15 protein-coding genes are annotated in these 17,525 nt (G+C 69.7%); 9 read left to right on the plus strand and 6 right to left on the minus strand.

Annotated features, from left to right (window positions below; translation table 11 throughout):
- Positions 1 to 903 carry a sigma-70 family RNA polymerase sigma factor gene (locus tag ACWGSM_RS07830; protein ID WP_452322366.1) on the plus strand — a complete coding sequence of 301 codons (903 nt, stop codon included), beginning with the start codon at positions 1 to 3 and terminating at the stop codon, positions 901 to 903.
- A gap of 4 nt (positions 904 to 907) precedes the next feature.
- Here the strand turns inward: ACWGSM_RS07830 and ACWGSM_RS07835 are convergent, their stop codons facing one another.
- Positions 908 to 1,657, minus strand: coding sequence for an AAA family ATPase (locus tag ACWGSM_RS07835; RefSeq protein ID WP_452322367.1), 750 nt, complete (start codon positions 1,655 to 1,657; stop codon positions 908 to 910).
- Positions 1,658 to 1,732: 75 nt separating this feature from the next.
- The gene (locus ACWGSM_RS07840; RefSeq protein ID WP_452322368.1) at positions 1,733 to 3,115 is read right to left on the minus strand and encodes a M20/M25/M40 family metallo-hydrolase; all 1,383 of its coding nucleotides are present in this window, start codon (positions 3,113 to 3,115) and stop codon (positions 1,733 to 1,735) included.
- A 188-nt stretch (positions 3,116 to 3,303) separates the two neighbouring features.
- On the opposite strand from ACWGSM_RS07840, the gene ACWGSM_RS07845 reads away from it, so the two are divergent.
- Positions 3,304 to 4,185 carry a manganese catalase family protein gene (locus ACWGSM_RS07845; protein ID WP_452322369.1) on the plus strand — a complete coding sequence of 294 codons (882 nt, stop codon included), beginning with the start codon at positions 3,304 to 3,306 and terminating at the stop codon, positions 4,183 to 4,185.
- 15 nt (positions 4,186 to 4,200) lie between these two features.
- Positions 4,201 to 5,331, plus strand: a complete 1,131-nt coding sequence (locus ACWGSM_RS07850) for an FUSC family protein (RefSeq protein WP_452322370.1) — start codon at positions 4,201 to 4,203, stop codon at positions 5,329 to 5,331.
- Here ACWGSM_RS07850 and ACWGSM_RS07855 read toward each other — a convergent pair.
- The 4 genes from ACWGSM_RS07855 to folE are packed head-to-tail and all read right to left on the minus strand — an operon-like array spanning position 5,316 to position 8,817.
- Positions 5,316 to 6,065, minus strand: a complete 750-nt coding sequence (locus ACWGSM_RS07855) for a dihydrofolate reductase family protein (RefSeq protein ID WP_452322371.1) — start codon at positions 6,063 to 6,065, stop codon at positions 5,316 to 5,318. The two genes, ACWGSM_RS07850 and ACWGSM_RS07855, sit on opposite strands and share 16 nt — an antisense overlap.
- Positions 6,066 to 6,081: 16 nt before the next feature.
- Positions 6,082 to 6,960 (minus strand): dihydropteroate synthase, encoded by an 879-nt coding sequence (gene folP / locus ACWGSM_RS07860; protein WP_452322479.1) that lies wholly within the window; start codon positions 6,958 to 6,960, stop codon positions 6,082 to 6,084.
- Positions 6,961 to 6,994: 34 nt separating this feature from the next.
- Positions 6,995 to 8,134, minus strand: a complete 1,140-nt coding sequence (locus tag ACWGSM_RS07865) for an NAD(P)/FAD-dependent oxidoreductase (RefSeq protein ID WP_452322372.1) — start codon at positions 8,132 to 8,134, stop codon at positions 6,995 to 6,997.
- A gap of 29 nt (positions 8,135 to 8,163) precedes the next feature.
- Positions 8,164 to 8,817, minus strand: coding sequence for a GTP cyclohydrolase I (folE, locus tag ACWGSM_RS07870; RefSeq protein WP_452322373.1), 654 nt, complete (start codon positions 8,815 to 8,817; stop codon positions 8,164 to 8,166).
- A gap of 208 nt (positions 8,818 to 9,025) precedes the next feature.
- Between folE and ACWGSM_RS07875 the strand changes: the two genes are divergently transcribed.
- From ACWGSM_RS07875 to ACWGSM_RS07900, 6 genes are all read left to right on the plus strand, one after another.
- Positions 9,026 to 9,334 (plus strand): hypothetical protein, encoded by a 309-nt coding sequence (locus tag ACWGSM_RS07875; protein ID WP_452322374.1) that lies wholly within the window; start codon positions 9,026 to 9,028, stop codon positions 9,332 to 9,334.
- Complete coding sequence (glgX, locus tag ACWGSM_RS07880; RefSeq protein ID WP_452322375.1) at positions 9,331 to 11,532, plus strand: glycogen debranching protein GlgX; 2,202 nt, start codon at positions 9,331 to 9,333, stop codon at positions 11,530 to 11,532. Before ACWGSM_RS07875 ends, glgX begins: the two co-directional genes overlap by 4 nt.
- A gap of 1 nt (position 11,533) precedes the next feature.
- A complete protein-coding gene (gene treY, locus ACWGSM_RS07885) occupies positions 11,534 to 13,882 on the plus strand; it encodes a malto-oligosyltrehalose synthase (protein WP_452322376.1) in 2,349 nt (782 codons plus the stop codon).
- Positions 13,882 to 15,615 carry a malto-oligosyltrehalose trehalohydrolase gene (gene treZ / locus ACWGSM_RS07890; protein ID WP_452322480.1) on the plus strand — a complete coding sequence of 578 codons (1,734 nt, stop codon included), beginning with the start codon at positions 13,882 to 13,884 and terminating at the stop codon, positions 15,613 to 15,615. The genes treY and treZ overlap by 1 nt, the downstream gene beginning before the upstream one ends.
- A gap of 117 nt (positions 15,616 to 15,732) precedes the next feature.
- On the plus strand, positions 15,733 to 16,671 hold the full coding sequence (locus tag ACWGSM_RS07895; RefSeq protein WP_071642220.1) for an ABC transporter ATP-binding protein: 939 nt from the start codon (positions 15,733 to 15,735) through the stop codon (positions 16,669 to 16,671).
- On the plus strand, positions 16,668 to 17,513 hold the full coding sequence (locus tag ACWGSM_RS07900) for an ABC transporter permease subunit (protein WP_452322377.1): 846 nt from the start codon (positions 16,668 to 16,670) through the stop codon (positions 17,511 to 17,513). Before ACWGSM_RS07895 ends, ACWGSM_RS07900 begins: the two co-directional genes overlap by 4 nt.
- Positions 17,514 to 17,525: the final 12 nt, after the last annotated feature.

Consider the following 17,525-nt stretch of genomic DNA (forward strand, 5'->3'; position numbering starts at 1 on the left):
ATGACCGTCGCCACGTCCGCCGCCCTGGCCTGGGACGCCGAGCGGGGCCGGCTGATCGGGATCGCGTACCGGATGCTGGGCGACTTCGGCCACGCCGAGGACGTCGTGTCGGAGGTCGCGATCGAAGCTCTGAAGGCAGAGCGGGCGGATGCCGCAGCGGTGCGCTCCTGGCCGGCATGGCTGACGACCACGTGCGTGCGCCGGTCGATCGACCGGGTGCGTTCGCTGGTCGCCGTGCGCGAGGAGTACGCCGGGCACTGGCTGCCGGAGCCGGTGTCCACCGATCGGCTTCCGGAGGATGCGGTGGCCGATCGCGAGCTGCTGTCGCTGACTCTGCTGCACCTCGCCGAGCAGCTCTCGCCCGAGGCGCGCGCCGCCGTCGTGCTGCACCGCGCGTACGGGATGACCGCGGTCGAGATCGGCGAGGTCATCGAGAAGTCGCCGGCGGCGGTGCGGCAGCTGATCTCACGCGCCGAGCGGCGGCTGCAGATCGACGAGCACTCCGCTGCACCGCATCCCGCGGATCCGGAGGCCCTCAGCAGACTGCTGACCGCCGTGCAGGACGGCGACCTCGACACGCTGCTCTCCCTGCTGACCGACGAGAGCATCCTGTGGACCGACGGCGGCGGAGTGGTGGCGGCGACGCGCAATCCGATCTTCGGAGCAGAGAAGGTGCACCGCTTCTATCTCGGCGTGCGTGAGAAGGCACAGGCATACGATCCCGATCTCCCGTTCTCGATCAGCCCGATCGAGGTGAACGGCGAGTTCGCCCTGGCCCTGAGCCACAGCGGACGCGTCGACGTGCTGACACTCGAGTTCGATCGGACCGGGATGATCCGCGGCATCCGCCAGGTCTGCAACCCGCACAAGCTGACTCGCGCCTTCTCGCAGCAGCCCGCCTGAGCTCTCAGTCGAGCAGGTGCCGCAGGTAGCGATCCGGATCGCCGAGGAACGACCGCCAATGCCGCACCAGCTCCAGCTCGTCCCAGGTCGTCTTGCGCAGGCCCCATTCGCCGACCTCGAGGATCGTCGCACCGGGCAGCGAGGCGAGCACCGGTGAGTGGGTGGCGCAGAGCACCTGTCCGCCATCGTCGGCGATGCGCCGCAGCACCGAGATCAGGGTGAGGGTCGAGGCGAACGACAGGGCGGCCTCGGGCTCGTCGAGGCAGTAGAAGGCGGGCGAATCGAACCGGGTGTCGAGAAGGGCGAGGAACGACTCGCCATGGCTCATCTCATGAAACGAGGCCTCTGGACTCGAGGACGGGTTCTGCTCGAGGTACGTGTAGAACGAATGCATCGTCTCGGCTCGCAGGAAGAACCCCCACTGACTCGCACCGATGCCGCGTTCGATCCGCAGCCAGTCCGACAGCGGCGATTCGGTGGGCCGGGTGCTGTGACGGGCATTGCGCGACCCGCCCTCCGGGGACAGCCCGTATGCCAGCGCGATCCCTTCCACGATCGTCGACTTGCCGCTGCCGTTCTCGCCGACGAGGAACGTCACGCCCGGTGAGAGGCGGATCCCGTCGCGCAGCAGCTGGGCGACCGCCGGGATGCTCGTCGGCCACCGCTCGCCCGGCTCTGGGGCGTCGTCATTCCGGCTCACCGCGGCGACCGGATGCCTGCGTCGAAGCCACCCCGTCTCGCTGTCCGCGCTCATGAGCCCGACCCTATCCCGGGCCGCCGACGGCCAGCACAGGCCCGCGACGGGGCCGGCGCGGCCGGGCGACCGCACTCAGCGGCGTTGCCGGAGAACCTCGGCCAGCTCATGCCAGAGATGCGCGATCGACGCGGCGCCCCGCTGCAGCATCCGCAGGTCGACGCTCTCGTCGCTGGAGTGCCAGTGGTCTTCGGGAAGCCCGGTGCCGAGGAAGACGATGGGGGCGTCGAAGGTGCGCGTGAGCAGGTCGGCGGGCCCGCCACCCGCGTTGCCCATCCGTCCGCGCAGCGGGATGTCGTAACCGCGCTCGAGCGCGCGCTCCAGCGCGCCGAGGAGAGGCCCGCGCGGCGTCTCGTACGGCTCCTGCCCGAGTGCCTCGCCGATCGAGAGCTCGTACTCGGCGTCGGCAGGCAGCACCGAGGCGAAGAAGCCACGCAGCTGCTCGGCGACGGCGGGGATGCGCTGACCGGCGGCCGTACGGATGCTCAGGCTGGCCGTCGCCTCTCGCGGGATGACCGAGCGGGGCAGCCCCAGCGGATCTCCGGCGAGCAGCGACATCACCTCGATCGACGGCCGAGCCCAGAGTCGCTCCAGCACTGTGAAGTCGTCTTCACCGCTGATCGTGCGCGTCTCGGTGCGAGTGATCCAGTCGTGCTCATCGAAGGGCAGCGCAGCGAACTCGGCACGGCGCTGGTCGGTCAGCTCCGCCACATCGTCGTAGAACCCCGGCACCGCCACTCGGCCCTGCTCGTCGTGCAGGGCTGCGAGCGCCTGAGCGAGAGTGGCGGCCGGATTGACCGTGGCGCCTGCCACGACCCCGCTGTGCACGTCTCGGTCGGGTCCGCGTACGGTCAGCGTCGCGTTGATGGTGCCGCGCATCGAGGTCACCGCTGCTGGGGCGTCCACCCGCCACTGCACGGTGTCCGAGAAGACGATCACGTCGCAGGCGAGCCGCTCGGCGTGCGCCTCCAGCAGGGCCGCGAGGTTCGGGGAGCCGATCTCCTCCTCGCCTTCGATGAGCAGTACAACGTTGATCGGCGAACCTCCCTCGAGGTCGCGCAGGGCGCGCAACGCCCATACGTGCGCGAGCGCCTGCCCCTTGGCATCCGATGCTCCCCGGCCGTACAGCCGCCCGTCTCGGCGCACGGGGGTGAACGGTTCGGCCTCGGCCCACTCCTCGGGTTTCACCGTCCGCACATCGTGATGGCTGTAGACCAGCGCCGTCGGCGCGCCGGGGTCGGTGGCGAACTCGCCGAGAACGGCCCAGGACTCGCCTGATTCCAGAACGGATGCCTCGATCCCGGCCGCGCGCATCTCGTCGGCGAGCCAGTGTGCCGAGCGCCGCAGATCCCCGCGGTGCTCGGTGTCGCCGGCGATCGACGGGATCGTCACCCACTCGGCCAACCTCTCCGTCAGCTCGTCGAGATGCCGGTCGAGGTGGTCGCCGATGGGGTCCATCCGGGCAGTGTGACCCGGTCACGCGGGCGAGGCAGGGGGCTTGACCTCAAAGCCCTGCCGCCGTAGCTTCGCCCCGTCGTCCGACCGCGATTGTCGCAGGCGCTATCCCTTCGCGAAAGCCCCTCCCCGGATCCGAGTACGAGGCGTTACGTGGGCCGTTCATTGCCCACGAGACGAAGGACGACACGATGTTTTTCCACAAGCAGGAGCTGCAGTTCTCGGCGACGCCGGAGGCCCCCGATGCGGTGTACGCCCGAAAGCTGCAGGAGGTCCTCGGCGGTCAGTACGGCGAGATCACGGTGGCCATGCAGTACCAGTTCCAGGCATGGAACATGCACATCCCAGGCAAGTACCGCGACCTGGTGTTCGGCATCGGCGCCGAAGAGATGGGGCACGTCGAGATGCTCGCGGTGATGATCGCGCAGCTTCTCGAGAAGTCGCCGCTCGGGATCACCGAAGACGCGGTACAGGACGACCCGACGGTGGCTGCGATCGTGGGCGGCACGGACGTGCAGCACGCGATCGTCGCCGGTGCCGGAGCCCGTCCCGTCGACAGCAACGGCAATCCCTGGTCGGGCGCGTACGTCACCGCCAGCGGCAATCTGCTCGCCGACTTCACGTCGAACGCCAATGCCGAGATGCAGGGCCGCCTGCAGGTCGCGCGGCTGTACCACATGACCGACGACCACGGCGTGCGGGACATGCTCGCGTTCCTGCTGGCCCGCGACACGATGCACCAGAACCAGTGGGAGGCCGCTGTCGCAGAGCTCAAGGCTGAGGGCGCGGAGAAGCTGCCGGTACCGAGCAACTTCCCGCAGTCGAAGGAGCACACCGAGGTGTCGTATCAGTACCTGAACTTCAGCGACGGCCCGGCGGCGTCGGAGGGCAGGTGGGCATCCGGCCCCGCCCCCGACGGCAAGGGCGAGTTCAGCTACCACGAAGGCCCGACCACCCGCGCGCCGATGCCCCCGCACACGCGTCCGGATGCCAGGCTGTACGGCACGACCGACATGCCGAACATCGTCGAGAAGGTCGCCGGCGCGGCACAGGATGCAACCCACATGGAGTGATCGAGAAGAGTGCGAATGAGAAGACCGATCCGCCTGCGAGGCGCAGGCATCGGAACGGCGGCGCGCGGCGCGGTCAGCCGCGCCCGCCTGCTCTTCGCCGCGAAGACCGCGCTCGCCGTCGGGATCGCGTGGAGCATCGCCCCGCACATGCCAGGGAGCGCGGATCAGTACCCGTACTACGCCCCGTTCGGCGCGCTGATCAGCATGTACCCGACGCTGATGTCGTCGGCGAAGACCGGTCTGCAGACCCTGCTCGGCCTGGGCGCGGGAATCGGGCTCGCGACACTGGTGCTGATGACCGTCGGGCCGAGCCTCTGGTCGATCGCCGCGGTGGTCGGTGTGGGGGTGATCGTCTCAGGAACGGGCTGGTTCGGCGCCGGCCGCGAGTACATCCCGATGGCGGCGCTGTTCGTGCTGATCATCGGAGGCGCGGATGCCGAGGACTACTCCTTCGGGTACGTCACCCAGACCGCGGTGGGTGTGGTCGTCGGCCTCCTGGTGAACGCCGTCATCCCGCCGGCGCCCCTGGTGTCGGAGGCGGCGGCCCGGATCGATGCCTTCCAGCAGCGACTGGCCGCACATCTCGACGACATCGCGGCCGCGCTGACCGAGGATTGGCCGCCGGAACGCGACGGATGGATGCGGGATGCCGGGGCGCTCGCGGAGACGAGCCGGTCGCTGCGCGATGCCGTCGCCGAAGCCGACGAGAGTCGTCGCGGGAATCCACGAGCCTGGCGCGGCCGGGGCGACACGAGCAGAGAGCACGCTCGTCTCGAGATGCTGGTCGAGGTGGGTCACCAGATCCGGGATGTCTCCGGATGCCTCAGCGACACGATCAATGATCGGCCGTCGGGCTTCCCCCTCGATCCGGCGCTGGTCGATCCCCTCGCCGAGGCGTGCCAGGCGGTCGCTGATCTGCTCGCGGGCACCGAGGAGGATGCCGAGGAGCTGCGTGCGCGCGCGACGACGGCTGTCGAGGCTCTGCTGCGCGCGGTGCACACGCGTTCGCTCGAGACCGATGCCATCGCCGGCCCCGGCGTGCTGAGCGCGATGCACCTGCAGCGGATCCTGCTCATGCTCGCGCCGGAGGCGGAAGCTGATTCAGCGGGGCTCCCGCCGGACTCGAACCCTCAACCCAGCAAATAGTGCAGCAGCAGCTCGTCGCCGGCGCGCAGCACCGTCGCCAGGCGTGCGTTGACCGGGAGGTCACCGGCCACGTCACCGCGCACGATGCGCCCGGCATCCCTCCCTTCCAGCGTCGGCGCGAGCGTGAGGTGCAGGGCGTCGACGACTCCCGCAGCGAGCAGCGCCGCGAACACGCGCGGGCCGCCCTCGGCGTGGATGCGCCGCAGGCCTCGCGCGGTCAGGTCGTCGCGGATGCGTCGGGGATCGGCATCCGTCTCGCCGACCATCACGACGTCGGCCACCGACTGCAGCGCATCCCGCCGCGCGGCGGGAGCGGATGCCACGGTGTAGACGATCGGCCGCACTGGGGCGTCGGCCAGCAGCGGCGACTCGGGGTCGACGGACAGGCTGCGGCTGATCATCGCGAGGGTGGGATGCGGGGGCATCCCGGCCGCTCCGCGCCAGGCGACCGAGGCGTCGTCGACACGCAGCCCGTCATACCCCTCATCGCGCAGGGTGCCGGCGCCGACGAGCACAACGTCGGCGGCGCGGCGCAGCAGCGCGAACAGGCGACGGTCGGCATCGTCGCCGAGGCCACCGGAGACACCGTCGCGGGTGGCCGCGCCATCGAGGCTTGAGACGAAGTTCGCCCGCATCCAGGTGCCCTCGGCGGGGAAACGGGTCGCCTCGAGCAGTGCCTCGTCGTCGAGAGCGGCCGCCGGGTCGGGCCAGATGCGGTCGATGGGGGTGTACATGCTCGGGATGCCCTTCTCAGACGTTGCAGGTGGGGTGGATGTTGTGCTCGAGGCGGGCCGGAGCACGCCAGCCGAGAATCATCTCGATCATGCGGACCGAGTCGACGGTCTCGGCCACATCATGCATCCGGACGATGCGGGCGCCGGCGAGAATGCACGCGGTCATCGCCGCGAGCGAGCCCGCCAGCCTCTCGCCCCGCGGCCGGTCGATCGCCTCGCCGACGAAGTCCTTGTTCGACACGGCGACGAGCAGCGGCGCCCCGAGAGACGCGATCTCGTCGAGTCGCCTGGTGAGCTCGAGTGAATGCAGCGTGTTCTTGTCGAGGTCGTGGCCCGGGTCGATGATCAGGCGCTCCCGCGCGACGCCGGCGGCCTCGGCCCGCTGCAGGCGCTCGGCGAGGAAGCCACGCACCTCGGCCACGACGTCTTGGTAGGCGGCCGGCGGCTTCTCGGTCCGCGGCGGGCCGATACTGTGCGTGATGATGATGTGAGCCTCACCGGCCGCGACGACGTCGGCCATGCGCGCGTCGCCGAGGCCACTGGTGTCGTTGATCACGGCGGCGCCGGCCGCGATCGCCCGCTCGGCGACATCGGCGCGGTTCGTGTCGACCGAGATGACCAGCTCGGGCCGCTCGGCGGCGACCGCTTCGACGACCGGTACCACGCGGTCGATCTCCTCCCGAATGCTGACCACCGGTCCGCGGCCGAACGGCACGCCGCCGATGTCGACCCAGTCGGCGCCGAGGTCGGCGGCGCGCAGCGCGCTCGCGACCGCGCGGTCGAGAACGAACGTCGCTCCCCGATCGTGAAACGAGTCCGGCGTGCGGTTGACGACGGCCATGACTGCGACCTGCCGCGCGAAGTCGAACTCGCGGGCGCCGATGCGGCGGCGCATCGCGGACTCGGCTCGGGAAACCGTCACCGGCGCATCACCGCTCGCTGCCCACGCTGTCGCGCACCGCCTCGGAGGAGTCCCAGTCGTTCGCGTGCATGGCAGCGAGCACGGTGTCGTCCTTCACCCAGTAGGCGCGGAACGCGCCCCCGTTCGCGACGTCGGTGTCGCCCTCGAAGTCGACGCGGTCGCAGCCGTCGGGCCCGACGCTGCCGAAGTACTCCATGCCGAGATCGTATTGATCGGTGAAGAAGTACGGCAGGTGCGTATAAGGCTCGTCGCCGCCCATCAGGTTGTGCGCGGCCACCTTGGCCTGCTCGATCGCGGTGTCCCAGTGCTCGACGCGGATGCGTCGCCCGAGCACCGGATGCTGATGATTCGCGACGTCGCCGATGGCGTAGATGTCAGGGTCGGAGGTGCGCAGCCGCTCGTCGACGAGCACGCCGTTGTCGACGTCGAGGCCGGCCTGCTCGGCGAGCTGCGTCGACGGGATCGCGCCGATGCCCACCACCGCCACGTCAGCGGTGGCGAGGGCGGCCTCGTCGACGACGGTGCTGAGGCGCAGATCGACGCCGTGCGCGCGGTGCAGGTCGGCGAACAGCCGCGCGACCTCGGGCCCGAGCACGGCGACCAGGGGCAGTGCAGCCGTCTCGTAGACGGTCACCTCGGCATCCTTCTGCCGGGCGGCGGATGCCACTTCCAAGCCGATCCACCCGGCGCCGACGATCACGACCTTCGCACCGGGCCGCAGCGCCGCGCGCAGGCGCGTGTTGTCTTCGACGGTGCGCAGGTAGATGGGATCGGCCACCCGGTCGGCCAGGGCGAAGCGGCGTGGGGTGGCTCCGGTGGCGAGCAGCAGTCGGTCGTAGCCGTGCTCTGTGCTCAGGCCGCCACCCGTCGGCTCGGCGCACAGGGTGCGCGCCGACGGGTCGATCGAGGTGACGGTGACTCCGCGTTCGAGACGCACACGGTTGGCGCTGTACCAGGCCTCGTCGTGCACGATCGCGGAGTCGATGTCCTTCTTGCCGAGCAGCACGTCCTTCGACAGCGGCGGACGCTCGTAGGGCAGATGGTCTTCGCCCGAGTAGATCACGACGTCGCCGTCGTATCCGCGCTCTCGCAGCTCCGTGGCTGCAGTGGCGGCGGCGAGGCCGCCGCCGACGATGGCGATGCTCATGGTCTTCCTTCCTCCGGCGTGGATGGTTCTCATCGACTGCGGTCGGCAGTCAGCGCGAAGAACTCGGCCCGCGAGCGCGCGTCTTCGCGCAGCGTGCCTCGCAGGGCTGACGTGGTGGTGGTCGAGCCGACGGCGCGAGCGCCGCGCAGCGTCATGCAGGTGTGGGTGGCTTCCACGACGACGCCGATGCCGCGCGGCTGCAGCCGCGCGGCGAGGGCGTCGGCGATCTGCACGGTGAGGCGTTCCTGCGTCTGCGGCCGACGTGCGTAGTGGTCGACCATGCGGGGGATCTTCGACAGCCCGACCACGCTCTCACCCGGAAGGTAGGCCACATGGGCGATGCCCGTGAACGGCAGCAGGTGGTGCTCGCACACCGAGCGCACCAGGATGTCGCGGATGAGCACGAGCTCGTCGTAGCCCTCGGAGTTGGCGAACGTCGTGAAGTCGAACGGCTGGGGCGACAGCAGCTCGGCGTACGCCTCCGCGAAGCGCCGGGGCGTACGTGCCAGGTCGGGGGTGTCGATCGCGTCTGGGTCGACCCCCAGCGCCGCGAGCAGCAGATGCGCCGCGCGCTCGGCGGCGACGAGATCCACGGGCTGCGGAGCAGCCTCGATCCGCACGCGCTGGGGTGCCTGCGGCGCCCCAGCGAGCTCGTCCCGTTCATGGATCGCTGCCATCGTCATTTCGACCTCCTGTGCCTCCTTCCATCAGACACCCGCCGCGCTCTAAAAGCAAGCATCACGTCTTTTAGAAGGTGCCCGCTGTATGTGCTACCCCGAACTTCCTCGTGTGACAACCCCGTAGCCGCACCCACGCCATCCGCGTAGCTTCTCCTCATAGAGCAGTGACCTCGAGGCGCATCGCCGGAAGGCAGTCGAGACAGGAGCCCTCATGTCTGCCGCACGCACACCCACCGGACACGCGATAGCTCGGTCGGCCGAGCCGACCTCCCCGCCCCCGGCCGCTTCCGTCGAGCCCGCGTACGAACTCGTCGACATCGATCGCTACGAGGTGCTGGACCACGGCCCTGTGGGCTACGTCGAGGTGATCCCGCCCCTGTTCATCTGCTACTCGGGCCACCCCTACCCGAAGGCGATCGAGATGGCGCAGGTCTTCGACTTCGAGCAGGCCGTGCGCCTGGTGCGCGAAGCGTCGCCGCACTCGCCGGCCCCCCGCGGCCACGGGCTTTTCGCGGCATGACCGTCGACGTGTGGCCCGGATCCGCCCATCCGCTCGGTGCGACCTTCGACGGTCAGGGCACGAACTTCGCCCTGTTCAGCGAGTGCGCCGAACGGGTCGAGCTGTGCCTGTTCGACGATGCCGGCGAAGAGATCCGCGTCGATCTCGTCGAGGTCGACGCGTACGTCTGGCACGGGTACCTGCCGTCAGTGCAGCCGGGGCAGCTGTACGGATACCGCGTGCACGGCCCGTACGAACCCGCCGACGGCAAGCGCTTCAACCCCAGCAAGCTGCTGCTCGACCCGTACGCGAAAGCCGTCGCCGGACAGGTCGAGTGGGGGCAGGCGCCGTTCTCGTACGACTTCGGCGACCCCGACTCGCACAACGAGGACGACTCTGCGGCCAGCACGCCGAAGAGCGTCGTGATCAACCCGTTCTTCGAATGGGGCGGCGACCGGCTGCCGAAGACGCCCTATGCGCAGACGGTCATCTACGAGGCGCATGTGAAGGGCCTCAGCATCCGGCATCCCGACGTGCCCGAAGAGCTGCGGGGAACCTACGCCGGCGTCGCCCACCCGGCCATCATCGACCATCTGACGCGCCTGGGCGTGACCGCGATCGAGCTCATGCCCGTGCACCAGTTCGTGAACGACAGCACCCTGCAGGACAAGGGGCTGTCGAACTACTGGGGCTACAACACCCTGTCGTTCTTCGCGCCGCAGAACACGTACTCGTCAAGCGGCGAGCACGGCCAGCAGGTGCAGGAGTTCAAGGCGATGGTGCGCGCGCTGCACGCCGCCGGCATCGAGGTCATCCTCGACGTGGTCTACAACCACACCGCCGAGGGAAACCATCTCGGCCCCACCCTGTCGATGCGGGGCATCGACAACGAGGCGTACTACCGCCTCGAGGAGGACCGCCGGTACTACACCGACTACACGGGCACGGGTAACAGCCTCAACGTGGGTAACCCGCACGCGCTGCAGCTGATCATGGACTCGCTGCGGTACTGGGTCACCGAGATGCACGTCGACGGATTCCGGTTCGATCTCGCCTCGACGCTCGCGCGGGAGTTCTACGACGTCGACCGGCTGGCGACCTTCTTCGAGCTCGTGCAGCAGGATCCCGTGGTCTCGCAGGTCAAGCTCATCGCCGAACCGTGGGACATCGGGCCCGGCGGCTATCAGGTGGGCAACTTCCCGCCGCAGTGGTCGGAGTGGAACGGCAAGTATCGCGACACGGTGCGGGACTTCTGGCGCGGCGAGCCGCAGGCGCTGGGCGAGTTCGCCTCGCGCCTCACCGGGTCGGCCGATCTCTACGAGCACTCGGGGCGACGCCCGGTGGCATCCGTCAACTTCATCACGGCCCACGACGGCTTCACCCTGCGCGATCTGGTGAGCTACGCCGAGAAGCACAATGAGGCCAACGGCGAAGACAACAACGACGGCGAATCGCACAACCGCTCCGACAACCTGGGCGTCGAGGGGCACACCGATGATCCCGACGTGAACCGCCGCCGCGCGATGCGCCAGCGCAACATGCTGGCCACTCTGCTGCTGTCGCAGGGCGTGCCGATGATCTCGCACGGCGACGAACTGGGGCGCACCCAGAACGGCAACAACAACGGCTACGCGCAGGACAACGAGATCACCTGGATCGACTGGGACTCTGCGGATCTGCCGCTCGTCGAGTTCACCGCGGCGCTCACCCGGCTGCGCGCCCTGCACCCGACTTTCCGGCGCAGTCGGTTCTTCGACGGCAAGCCCGTGCGCACCGAAGACGGCTCGGTGCCCGACATCGAGTGGCTGCGCCCGGACGGGCGCACGATGCAGCCCGAGGACTGGGAGTCGGGCTTCGGGCTGTCGATCGGCATGTTCCTCAACGGCCGCGGCATCCGCGAGAAGGACCGTCAGGGCCGCCCCGTCGACGACGTGAACTTCCTGGTGTACTTCAACAGCGGCGACGAGTCGGTCGACGTCGTGCTTCCGGATGCCAGGCACGGCGCGAGCTGGGAAGCCGTGGTCGACACGGCCGGCGAGCTCACCCACGCGGACCCGCTGTCGGCTGCGGGGGCCGTGCAGCTCGCAGCCGGATCGATGCTGGTGCTCCGCGAGGTCGACGGGGCGGATGAGCCGACCGACGACTCCGTCGAGGCGTCGCTGCGCATGCAGGTCGAGAACGCCGCGACCCGCTCCCCCGCGCCGAAACCCGAGGTGTGAGATGACCAGCCGCCCCGATTCCACCTACCGACTGCAGATCACCTCGGGCTTCACGCTCGACGAGGCGGCGAAGGTGACCGGCTACCTGCACCGTCTCGGTGCGGATTGGGCGTATCTCTCCCCGTTGCTGGCGGCGACCGAGGGCTCGGACCACGGCTACGACGTGGTCGATCACTCTCGCATAGACGAGTCCCGAGGCGGGGCAGCTGGCCTGGCGGCCTTCTCGGCCGCTGCGCGCGCGGAGGGCCTCGGCATCCTGGTCGACATCGTGCCGAATCACGTCGGGGTCGCGTCGCCGCGGCAGAATCCGTGGTGGTGGGACGTGCTGCGCCTCGGACGCGGCTCGGCTCACGCCATCGCGTTCGACATCGACTGGGAGCGCGGGCGCGACAGGGTGCGTCTGCCGATCCTCGGCGGCACGCCGGTCGAGGTGATCGAGCGCGGCGAGATCGTGGTCGATCCGACCCCGGCCCCGGATGCCCCCGACGGCACGCTGTCGTACTTCGAGCACGTTCTCCCGCTGGCGCCGGGCACGGGGCGGGTGGGCGATGACCTCACCGCCCTGCTCGGCGCGCAGCACTACGAGCTGCGCCATTGGGAAGATCAGAACGATCAGCTGAACTACCGACGCTTCTTCGCCGTCTCCGAGCTCGCGGCGCTGCGCGTGGAGCTTCCCGATGTCTTCGCGCAGTCGCACGAGGAGATCGTGCGCTGGATTCGCGAGGGTCTCGCCGACGGCATCCGGGTCGACCATCCCGACGGCCTCGACGACCCGGAGGGGTACCTCGAGCGGCTCGCCGATGCCACGGGCGGCGCGTACACGCTGATCGAGAAGATCCTGGAGTACGGCGAGGACCTGCCACCGTGGTGGCGCACCGACGGCACCACGGGGTATGACGCCCTCGGCGAGATCGACCGGGTGCTGATCGATCCCGACGGAGTCGACGAGCTCACTGCCCTTGATGCCCGGCTGCGGGCGGAGAGCGGCCTTCCCGAGGCGCAGGACTGGCACGATCTCATCCACGACACCAAGCGGGCGATGGCCGACGGACTGCTGCAGTCGGAGGTGCGCCGGCTGGTGCACGACCTGCCGTTCGGGATCGTGCGGGCGTGGGACGCCCTGGCCGAGCTGCTCGCCTGCTTCCCCGTCTACCGCTCTTACCTGCCGGCCGGGCGCGAGCACCTGCGTCACGCGGTGGAGGAGGCGAGCCGTCGACGGCCCGATCTCGCATCTGCGATCGACGAGCTCGAGCCTCTGCTCGCCGATCCGGGTCTGCCCGTGGCGCGGCGCTTCCAGCAGACGTCGGGCGCGATCATGGCGAAGGGCGTGGAGGACACCGCGTTCTACCGGTACACCCGCCTCGGCACGCTGACCGAGGTCGGCGGCGACCCGTCGGTCGCGTCGCTCTCAGTCGCGGATTTCCACGCCGCGCAGCAGCGGCGCCTGGCCGCCTGGCCGTGCTCGATGACGACCCTGTCGACGCACGACACCAAGCGCTCCGAGGACGTCCGTGCCCGCCTCGCCGTGCTCTCCGAGGTGCCCGAGCGCTGGGCCGAGGTTCTCGACGAGCTGCGCGGCATCGCATCGACCGGGCATGGCCCGCTAGACAGCATGCTGTGGCAGGCGGCGGTCGGCGCCTGGCCGATCTCGTCGGAGCGGCTGCTCGCGTATGCGCAGAAGGCGGCCCGCGAGGCGTCTGAGTCGACAGCGTGGCAGCATCCGGATGCCGAGTTCGAGAAGGGGCTCGAGGCGATCGCCGAGGCGGCGAACGGTGCCGCGAAACCTGTTCTCGAGCGGTTCGTGGCGGAGATCATCGGGCACGGGCGATCGAACTCACTGTCGGCGAAGGCGCTGCAGCTCACCGGCCCCGGTGTGCCCGACGTGTATCAGGGCACCGAGCTGTGGGATCTGTCGCTCGTCGATCCAGACAACCGCCGGCCGGTGGACTTCGCCCAGCGCGAGCGCATGCTGGCGGAGCTCGATGCGGCCGTCGCGGAGGGCGCCTTGCCGGCGATCGACGACTCGGGCGCGGCGAAGATGCTGGTGACGTCGCGCGCGCTGCGGCTGCGCCGCGATCACCCCGAGCTGTTCACGACCTACCGCCCCGAGACGGTCGCCGGGCCGGCCGCGGCGCACGCCGTCGCGGTCGACCGCGGCGGACTGACCGTCGTGACCACCCGCCTGCCCGTCGAACTGGAACGACGTGGCGGGTGGGGCGAGACGGTGCTGATGCGCTCAGAGATGCCGTCGGTCGACGTGCTCACCGGCCGACGCTTCGGCGGCGGTCCGGTGCGGCTGGCCGAACTGCTCGAGCACTACCCGATCGCGCTGCTGCGGGAGGTGCGGTGATGGACGTATGGGCGCCACGCGCGACCCGGATGAGACTGCGGCGGGTGGGCGACGACGGCTCGACACTGGATGAGCGGGAGATGACCGCCGCCGGCGGCTGGTGGCAGGCCGACGTCCGGCTGGCCGACGGCGAGCGCTACGGGTTCGTCATCGACGAAGGCGACCAGCTGCGGCCGGATCCGCGCTCTCGCCGGCAGCCCGACGGCGTGCATGCGGCATCGGCGGCGTTCGACGAGACGGCGTTCACCTGGACCGACAGCAGGTGGACCGGGCGGCAGCTGGCCGGCGGGCTCATCTATGAGCTGCACATCGGCACCTTCACCCCGGCAGGCACCTTCGATGCGGCGATCGAGCGGCTGGGGCACCTCGTCGACCTCGGCGTCACGCACGTCGAGCTGCTGCCGGTGAACGCGTTCAACGGACAGTGGAATTGGGGCTACGACGGCGTGCTCTGGTACGCGGTGCACGAGGGATACGGTGGCCCGCGCGGCTACCAGCGGTTCGTCGACGCCGCCCACGCGCAGGGGCTCGCCGTGATCCAGGACGTCGTGTACAACCACCTCGGACCGAGCGGCAACTACCTGCCCGAGTTCGGGCCGTACCTGCGCGAGGGCAGCCGCAACACCTGGGGCGACTCGATCGACCTCGATCAGACCCCCGTGCGTGAGTACATCATCGAGAATGCGCTGATGTGGCTGCGCGACCGGCACGTCGACGGCCTGCGCCTGGATGCCGTGCACGCGCTGCACGACGACAGCCGCGTGCACATTCTGAAGGAGCTCGCCGAGCGCGTCGACGCCCTCTCGGCGCACGAGGGCAGGCCGCTCACGCTGATCGCCGAGTCGGATCTCAATGATCCGGCTTTGATCCTGCCGCGCGAGGCGGGCGGCTACGGGCTGACCGCTCAGTGGTCCGACGACTGGCATCATGCGGTGCACGTCGCCCTCACCGGTGAGACCTCCGGCTACTACGCCGATTTCGCCGCTGCGGATGCCCTCGAGAAGGTCACCGACGGCGGCTTCTTCCATGACGGCACCTTCTCGTCGTTCCGCGACCGGGTGCACGGCTCACCGATCCCGCACGAGGTGCCCGCCTGGCGACTGGTCACCTTCGCGCAGGATCACGATCAGATCGGCAACCGAGCCACCGGCGACCGGCTCAGCCAGACCCTGTCCGACGACCGTCTCGCCGTCGCCGCCGTGCTGACGCTCACCGCGCCGGGCACGCCGATGCTGTTCATGGGCGAGGAATGGGGAGCATCCACCCCCTGGCAGTTCTTCACCTCGCACCCCGAACCCGAGCTGGGCCGGGCCACCGCCGAGGGCCGCATCGCCGAGTTCGCCCGGATGGGATGGGATCCCGCCGTCGTCCCCGATCCGCAGGATCCGGAGACCTTCGAACGATCCCATCTCCACTGGGACGAGCTGACGTCTCCCGACCACGCCCGGCTGCTCGACCTGTACCGACGGCTCGCGGCGCTGCGGCGCGAACATCCCGAGCTGACCGAGCCCGGCATCCGGGAGCCGTCTGTCGCCCTCATCGTGCCGAGCGACGAGCCGCAGCACCGCGCGTTCCGCATCGATCGCGGGGGTCTGAGCATCCTGATCAACCTCACCTCCGCCGATGTCGCGTTCGATGTCGCCGGGGAGGTTCTGCTCGCGACGCGCGAGGTCGCGTCGACGGCCGGCGACACGACTCTGCTCGCGGAGTCGGCGGCGATCGTCCGGCGCTGATTTCCTTCCGGAGTGGCCGGCACCCAGGTACCGGTCGCTCCGGAAAGGGTGCACTCACGTCCGATGTGGCCGACCGGGCGACGTTCGTACTGTCGGTGGCATGCGAAAGAGAAACCAGTGATATCGGCCGAAGCGCTCGTCAAGCGCTACGGCTCCAGAACCGCCGTCGACAGCATCGACTTCACCGTCGAGCCCGGTCAGGTGACCGGGTTCCTCGGCCCGAACGGTGCCGGCAAGTCCACCACCATGCGCATGATCGTCGGCCTCGACCGACCGACCTCCGGGTCGGTGCAGGTGAACGGGCGGGCGTATCGCGAGCACGGGGCACCGCTGCGCGAGGTGGGCGTGCTACTGGACGCGAAGGCGGCCCACCGCGGCCGCACCGCGTACCAGCACCTGCGCGCCATCGCCGCGACGCACGGTATCGGCGCCTCGCGGGTACGCCAGGTGCTGGAGCTCGCCGGCCTCGAGTCGGTCGCGGGCAAACGGGTGGGCGGCTTCTCGCTCGGCATGGGCCAGCGTCTCGGCATCGCCACGGCGCTGCTCGGCGACCCGGGCATCGTCATCCTCGACGAGCCGGTCAACGGGCTCGACCCGGAGGGCGTGCGATGGGTGCGCACGCTGATGCGCACGCTTGCCGCCGAAGGCCGGACGGTGCTGCTGTCCTCCCATCTGATGAGCGAGATGTCGCAGACCGCCGACCGGCTGATCGTCCTCGGGCGGGGTCGAATTCTGGCCGACGGCACGGTCGGCGACGTCGTGGCGAAGGTCACCCGGCAGGTGGTGAGAGTGCGTACCCACGATGGAGCGCGCCTGATGGCCGCGATCGCCGACGCTCATGTGTCGGTGTCGACGGTCGGTGACGACGCCTATGAGATCACCGGGCTGAGCGCCGAGCTCGTCGCCGCGGCGGCCTCGGCTGCGGGCATCGTGCTGTACGAGGTCATGACCTCGTCGGGGTCCCTCGAAGACGCCTATCTCGCACTCACCGCCGGAGACGTCGAATACCGCTCGTCCCTCACCTCGACCGCCACCGACGCAGGAGCACTTCGATGACCGCCATCGACCACAAGCGCACGACCTTCATCCCCGCCCCTACGAGGCTCGGCTTCCCCGGCATCCTGCGCTCGGAGTTCATCAAGCTCTTCAGCCTGCGCTCGAACGTCGCGATGCTCGTCTCGATCGTCCTGCTCGGCATGGGCGCCAGTCTGGCCCTGGCCGTGACGATGGTCGGTGCGGGGGTTCCCGACCTGCCGTCCGTCGATTTCATGCTCGATGAGATCACTCTCGGCACCGTGCTGTTCGGCCAGCTGGTCGCCGTCGTGCTGGGCGTGATGGCGATCAGCGGCGAGTACGCGAGTGGTTCGATCCAGCCGACCATGATCGCCGTGCCCACCCGCACCCCGGTGCTGGTGGCGAAAGCCTGCGTGGTGTTCGTCGCCGCCACCGCCACCGGACTCCTCGGGGCCTTCGGCTCGTGGGCCGTGACCTTGCCGTTCTTCGATGCTCTGGATCTCGCGGTCGGCTTGTCGGCGCCTGGCGTGCTGCCGGCGCTCATCGGCGCCTCGTTCTACCTCGGGCTCTCGGCTATCCTCGGGTTGGGCATCGGCGCGCTGCTGCGCGCTGTCGCGCCCAGTGTGGCGGGAGCGGTCGTGCTGACGCTGCTGCTGCCGGTGGTGCTGTCGGCGCTGCCCGCGTCGCAGACGGTGCGCAACATTCAGCTGCTCACGATGTCGAAGGCGGGGGATGCCATGAGCAACGCACCCGAGAACCAAGGAGCGCTCGTGAACCTCGTCGACGGATACATCAGCTGGGGTGCCGGGTGGATGATCGCCGCGATCTGGGCGGCCGTGTTCCTGGTGCTGGGAATCCTGCGCCTGCGCCGGGGGGACGTCTGAACACCGCATCGG

This window comes from Microbacterium sp. NPDC055521 (genome assembly GCF_053619695.1).

Excerpts from the sequence above, each read along its gene's own strand:
- ACWGSM_RS07830 (WP_452322366.1), top strand. The coding sequence starts at position 1 with ATGACCGTCGCCACGTCCGCCGCCCTGGCCTGGGACGCCGAGCGGGGC.
- ACWGSM_RS07835 (WP_452322367.1), bottom strand. The coding sequence starts at position 1,657 with ATGAGCGCGGACAGCGAGACGGGGTGGCTTCGACGCAGGCATCCGGTC.
- ACWGSM_RS07840 (WP_452322368.1), bottom strand. The coding sequence starts at position 3,115 with ATGGACCCCATCGGCGACCACCTCGACCGGCATCTCGACGAGCTGACG.
- ACWGSM_RS07845 (WP_452322369.1), top strand. The coding sequence starts at position 3,304 with ATGTTTTTCCACAAGCAGGAGCTGCAGTTCTCGGCGACGCCGGAGGCC.
- ACWGSM_RS07850 (WP_452322370.1), top strand. The coding sequence starts at position 4,201 with ATGAGAAGACCGATCCGCCTGCGAGGCGCAGGCATCGGAACGGCGGCG.
- ACWGSM_RS07855 (WP_452322371.1), bottom strand. The coding sequence starts at position 6,065 with ATGTACACCCCCATCGACCGCATCTGGCCCGACCCGGCGGCCGCTCTC.
- folP (WP_452322479.1), bottom strand. The coding sequence starts at position 6,960 with ATGCGCCGCCGCATCGGCGCCCGCGAGTTCGACTTCGCGCGGCAGGTC.
- ACWGSM_RS07865 (WP_452322372.1), bottom strand. The coding sequence starts at position 8,134 with ATGAGCATCGCCATCGTCGGCGGCGGCCTCGCCGCCGCCACTGCAGCC.
- folE (WP_452322373.1), bottom strand. The coding sequence starts at position 8,817 with ATGACGATGGCAGCGATCCATGAACGGGACGAGCTCGCTGGGGCGCCG.
- ACWGSM_RS07875 (WP_452322374.1), top strand. The coding sequence starts at position 9,026 with ATGTCTGCCGCACGCACACCCACCGGACACGCGATAGCTCGGTCGGCC.
- glgX (WP_452322375.1), top strand. The coding sequence starts at position 9,331 with ATGACCGTCGACGTGTGGCCCGGATCCGCCCATCCGCTCGGTGCGACC.
- treY (WP_452322376.1), top strand. The coding sequence starts at position 11,534 with ATGACCAGCCGCCCCGATTCCACCTACCGACTGCAGATCACCTCGGGC.
- treZ (WP_452322480.1), top strand. The coding sequence starts at position 13,882 with ATGGACGTATGGGCGCCACGCGCGACCCGGATGAGACTGCGGCGGGTG.
- ACWGSM_RS07900 (WP_452322377.1), top strand. The coding sequence starts at position 16,668 with ATGACCGCCATCGACCACAAGCGCACGACCTTCATCCCCGCCCCTACG.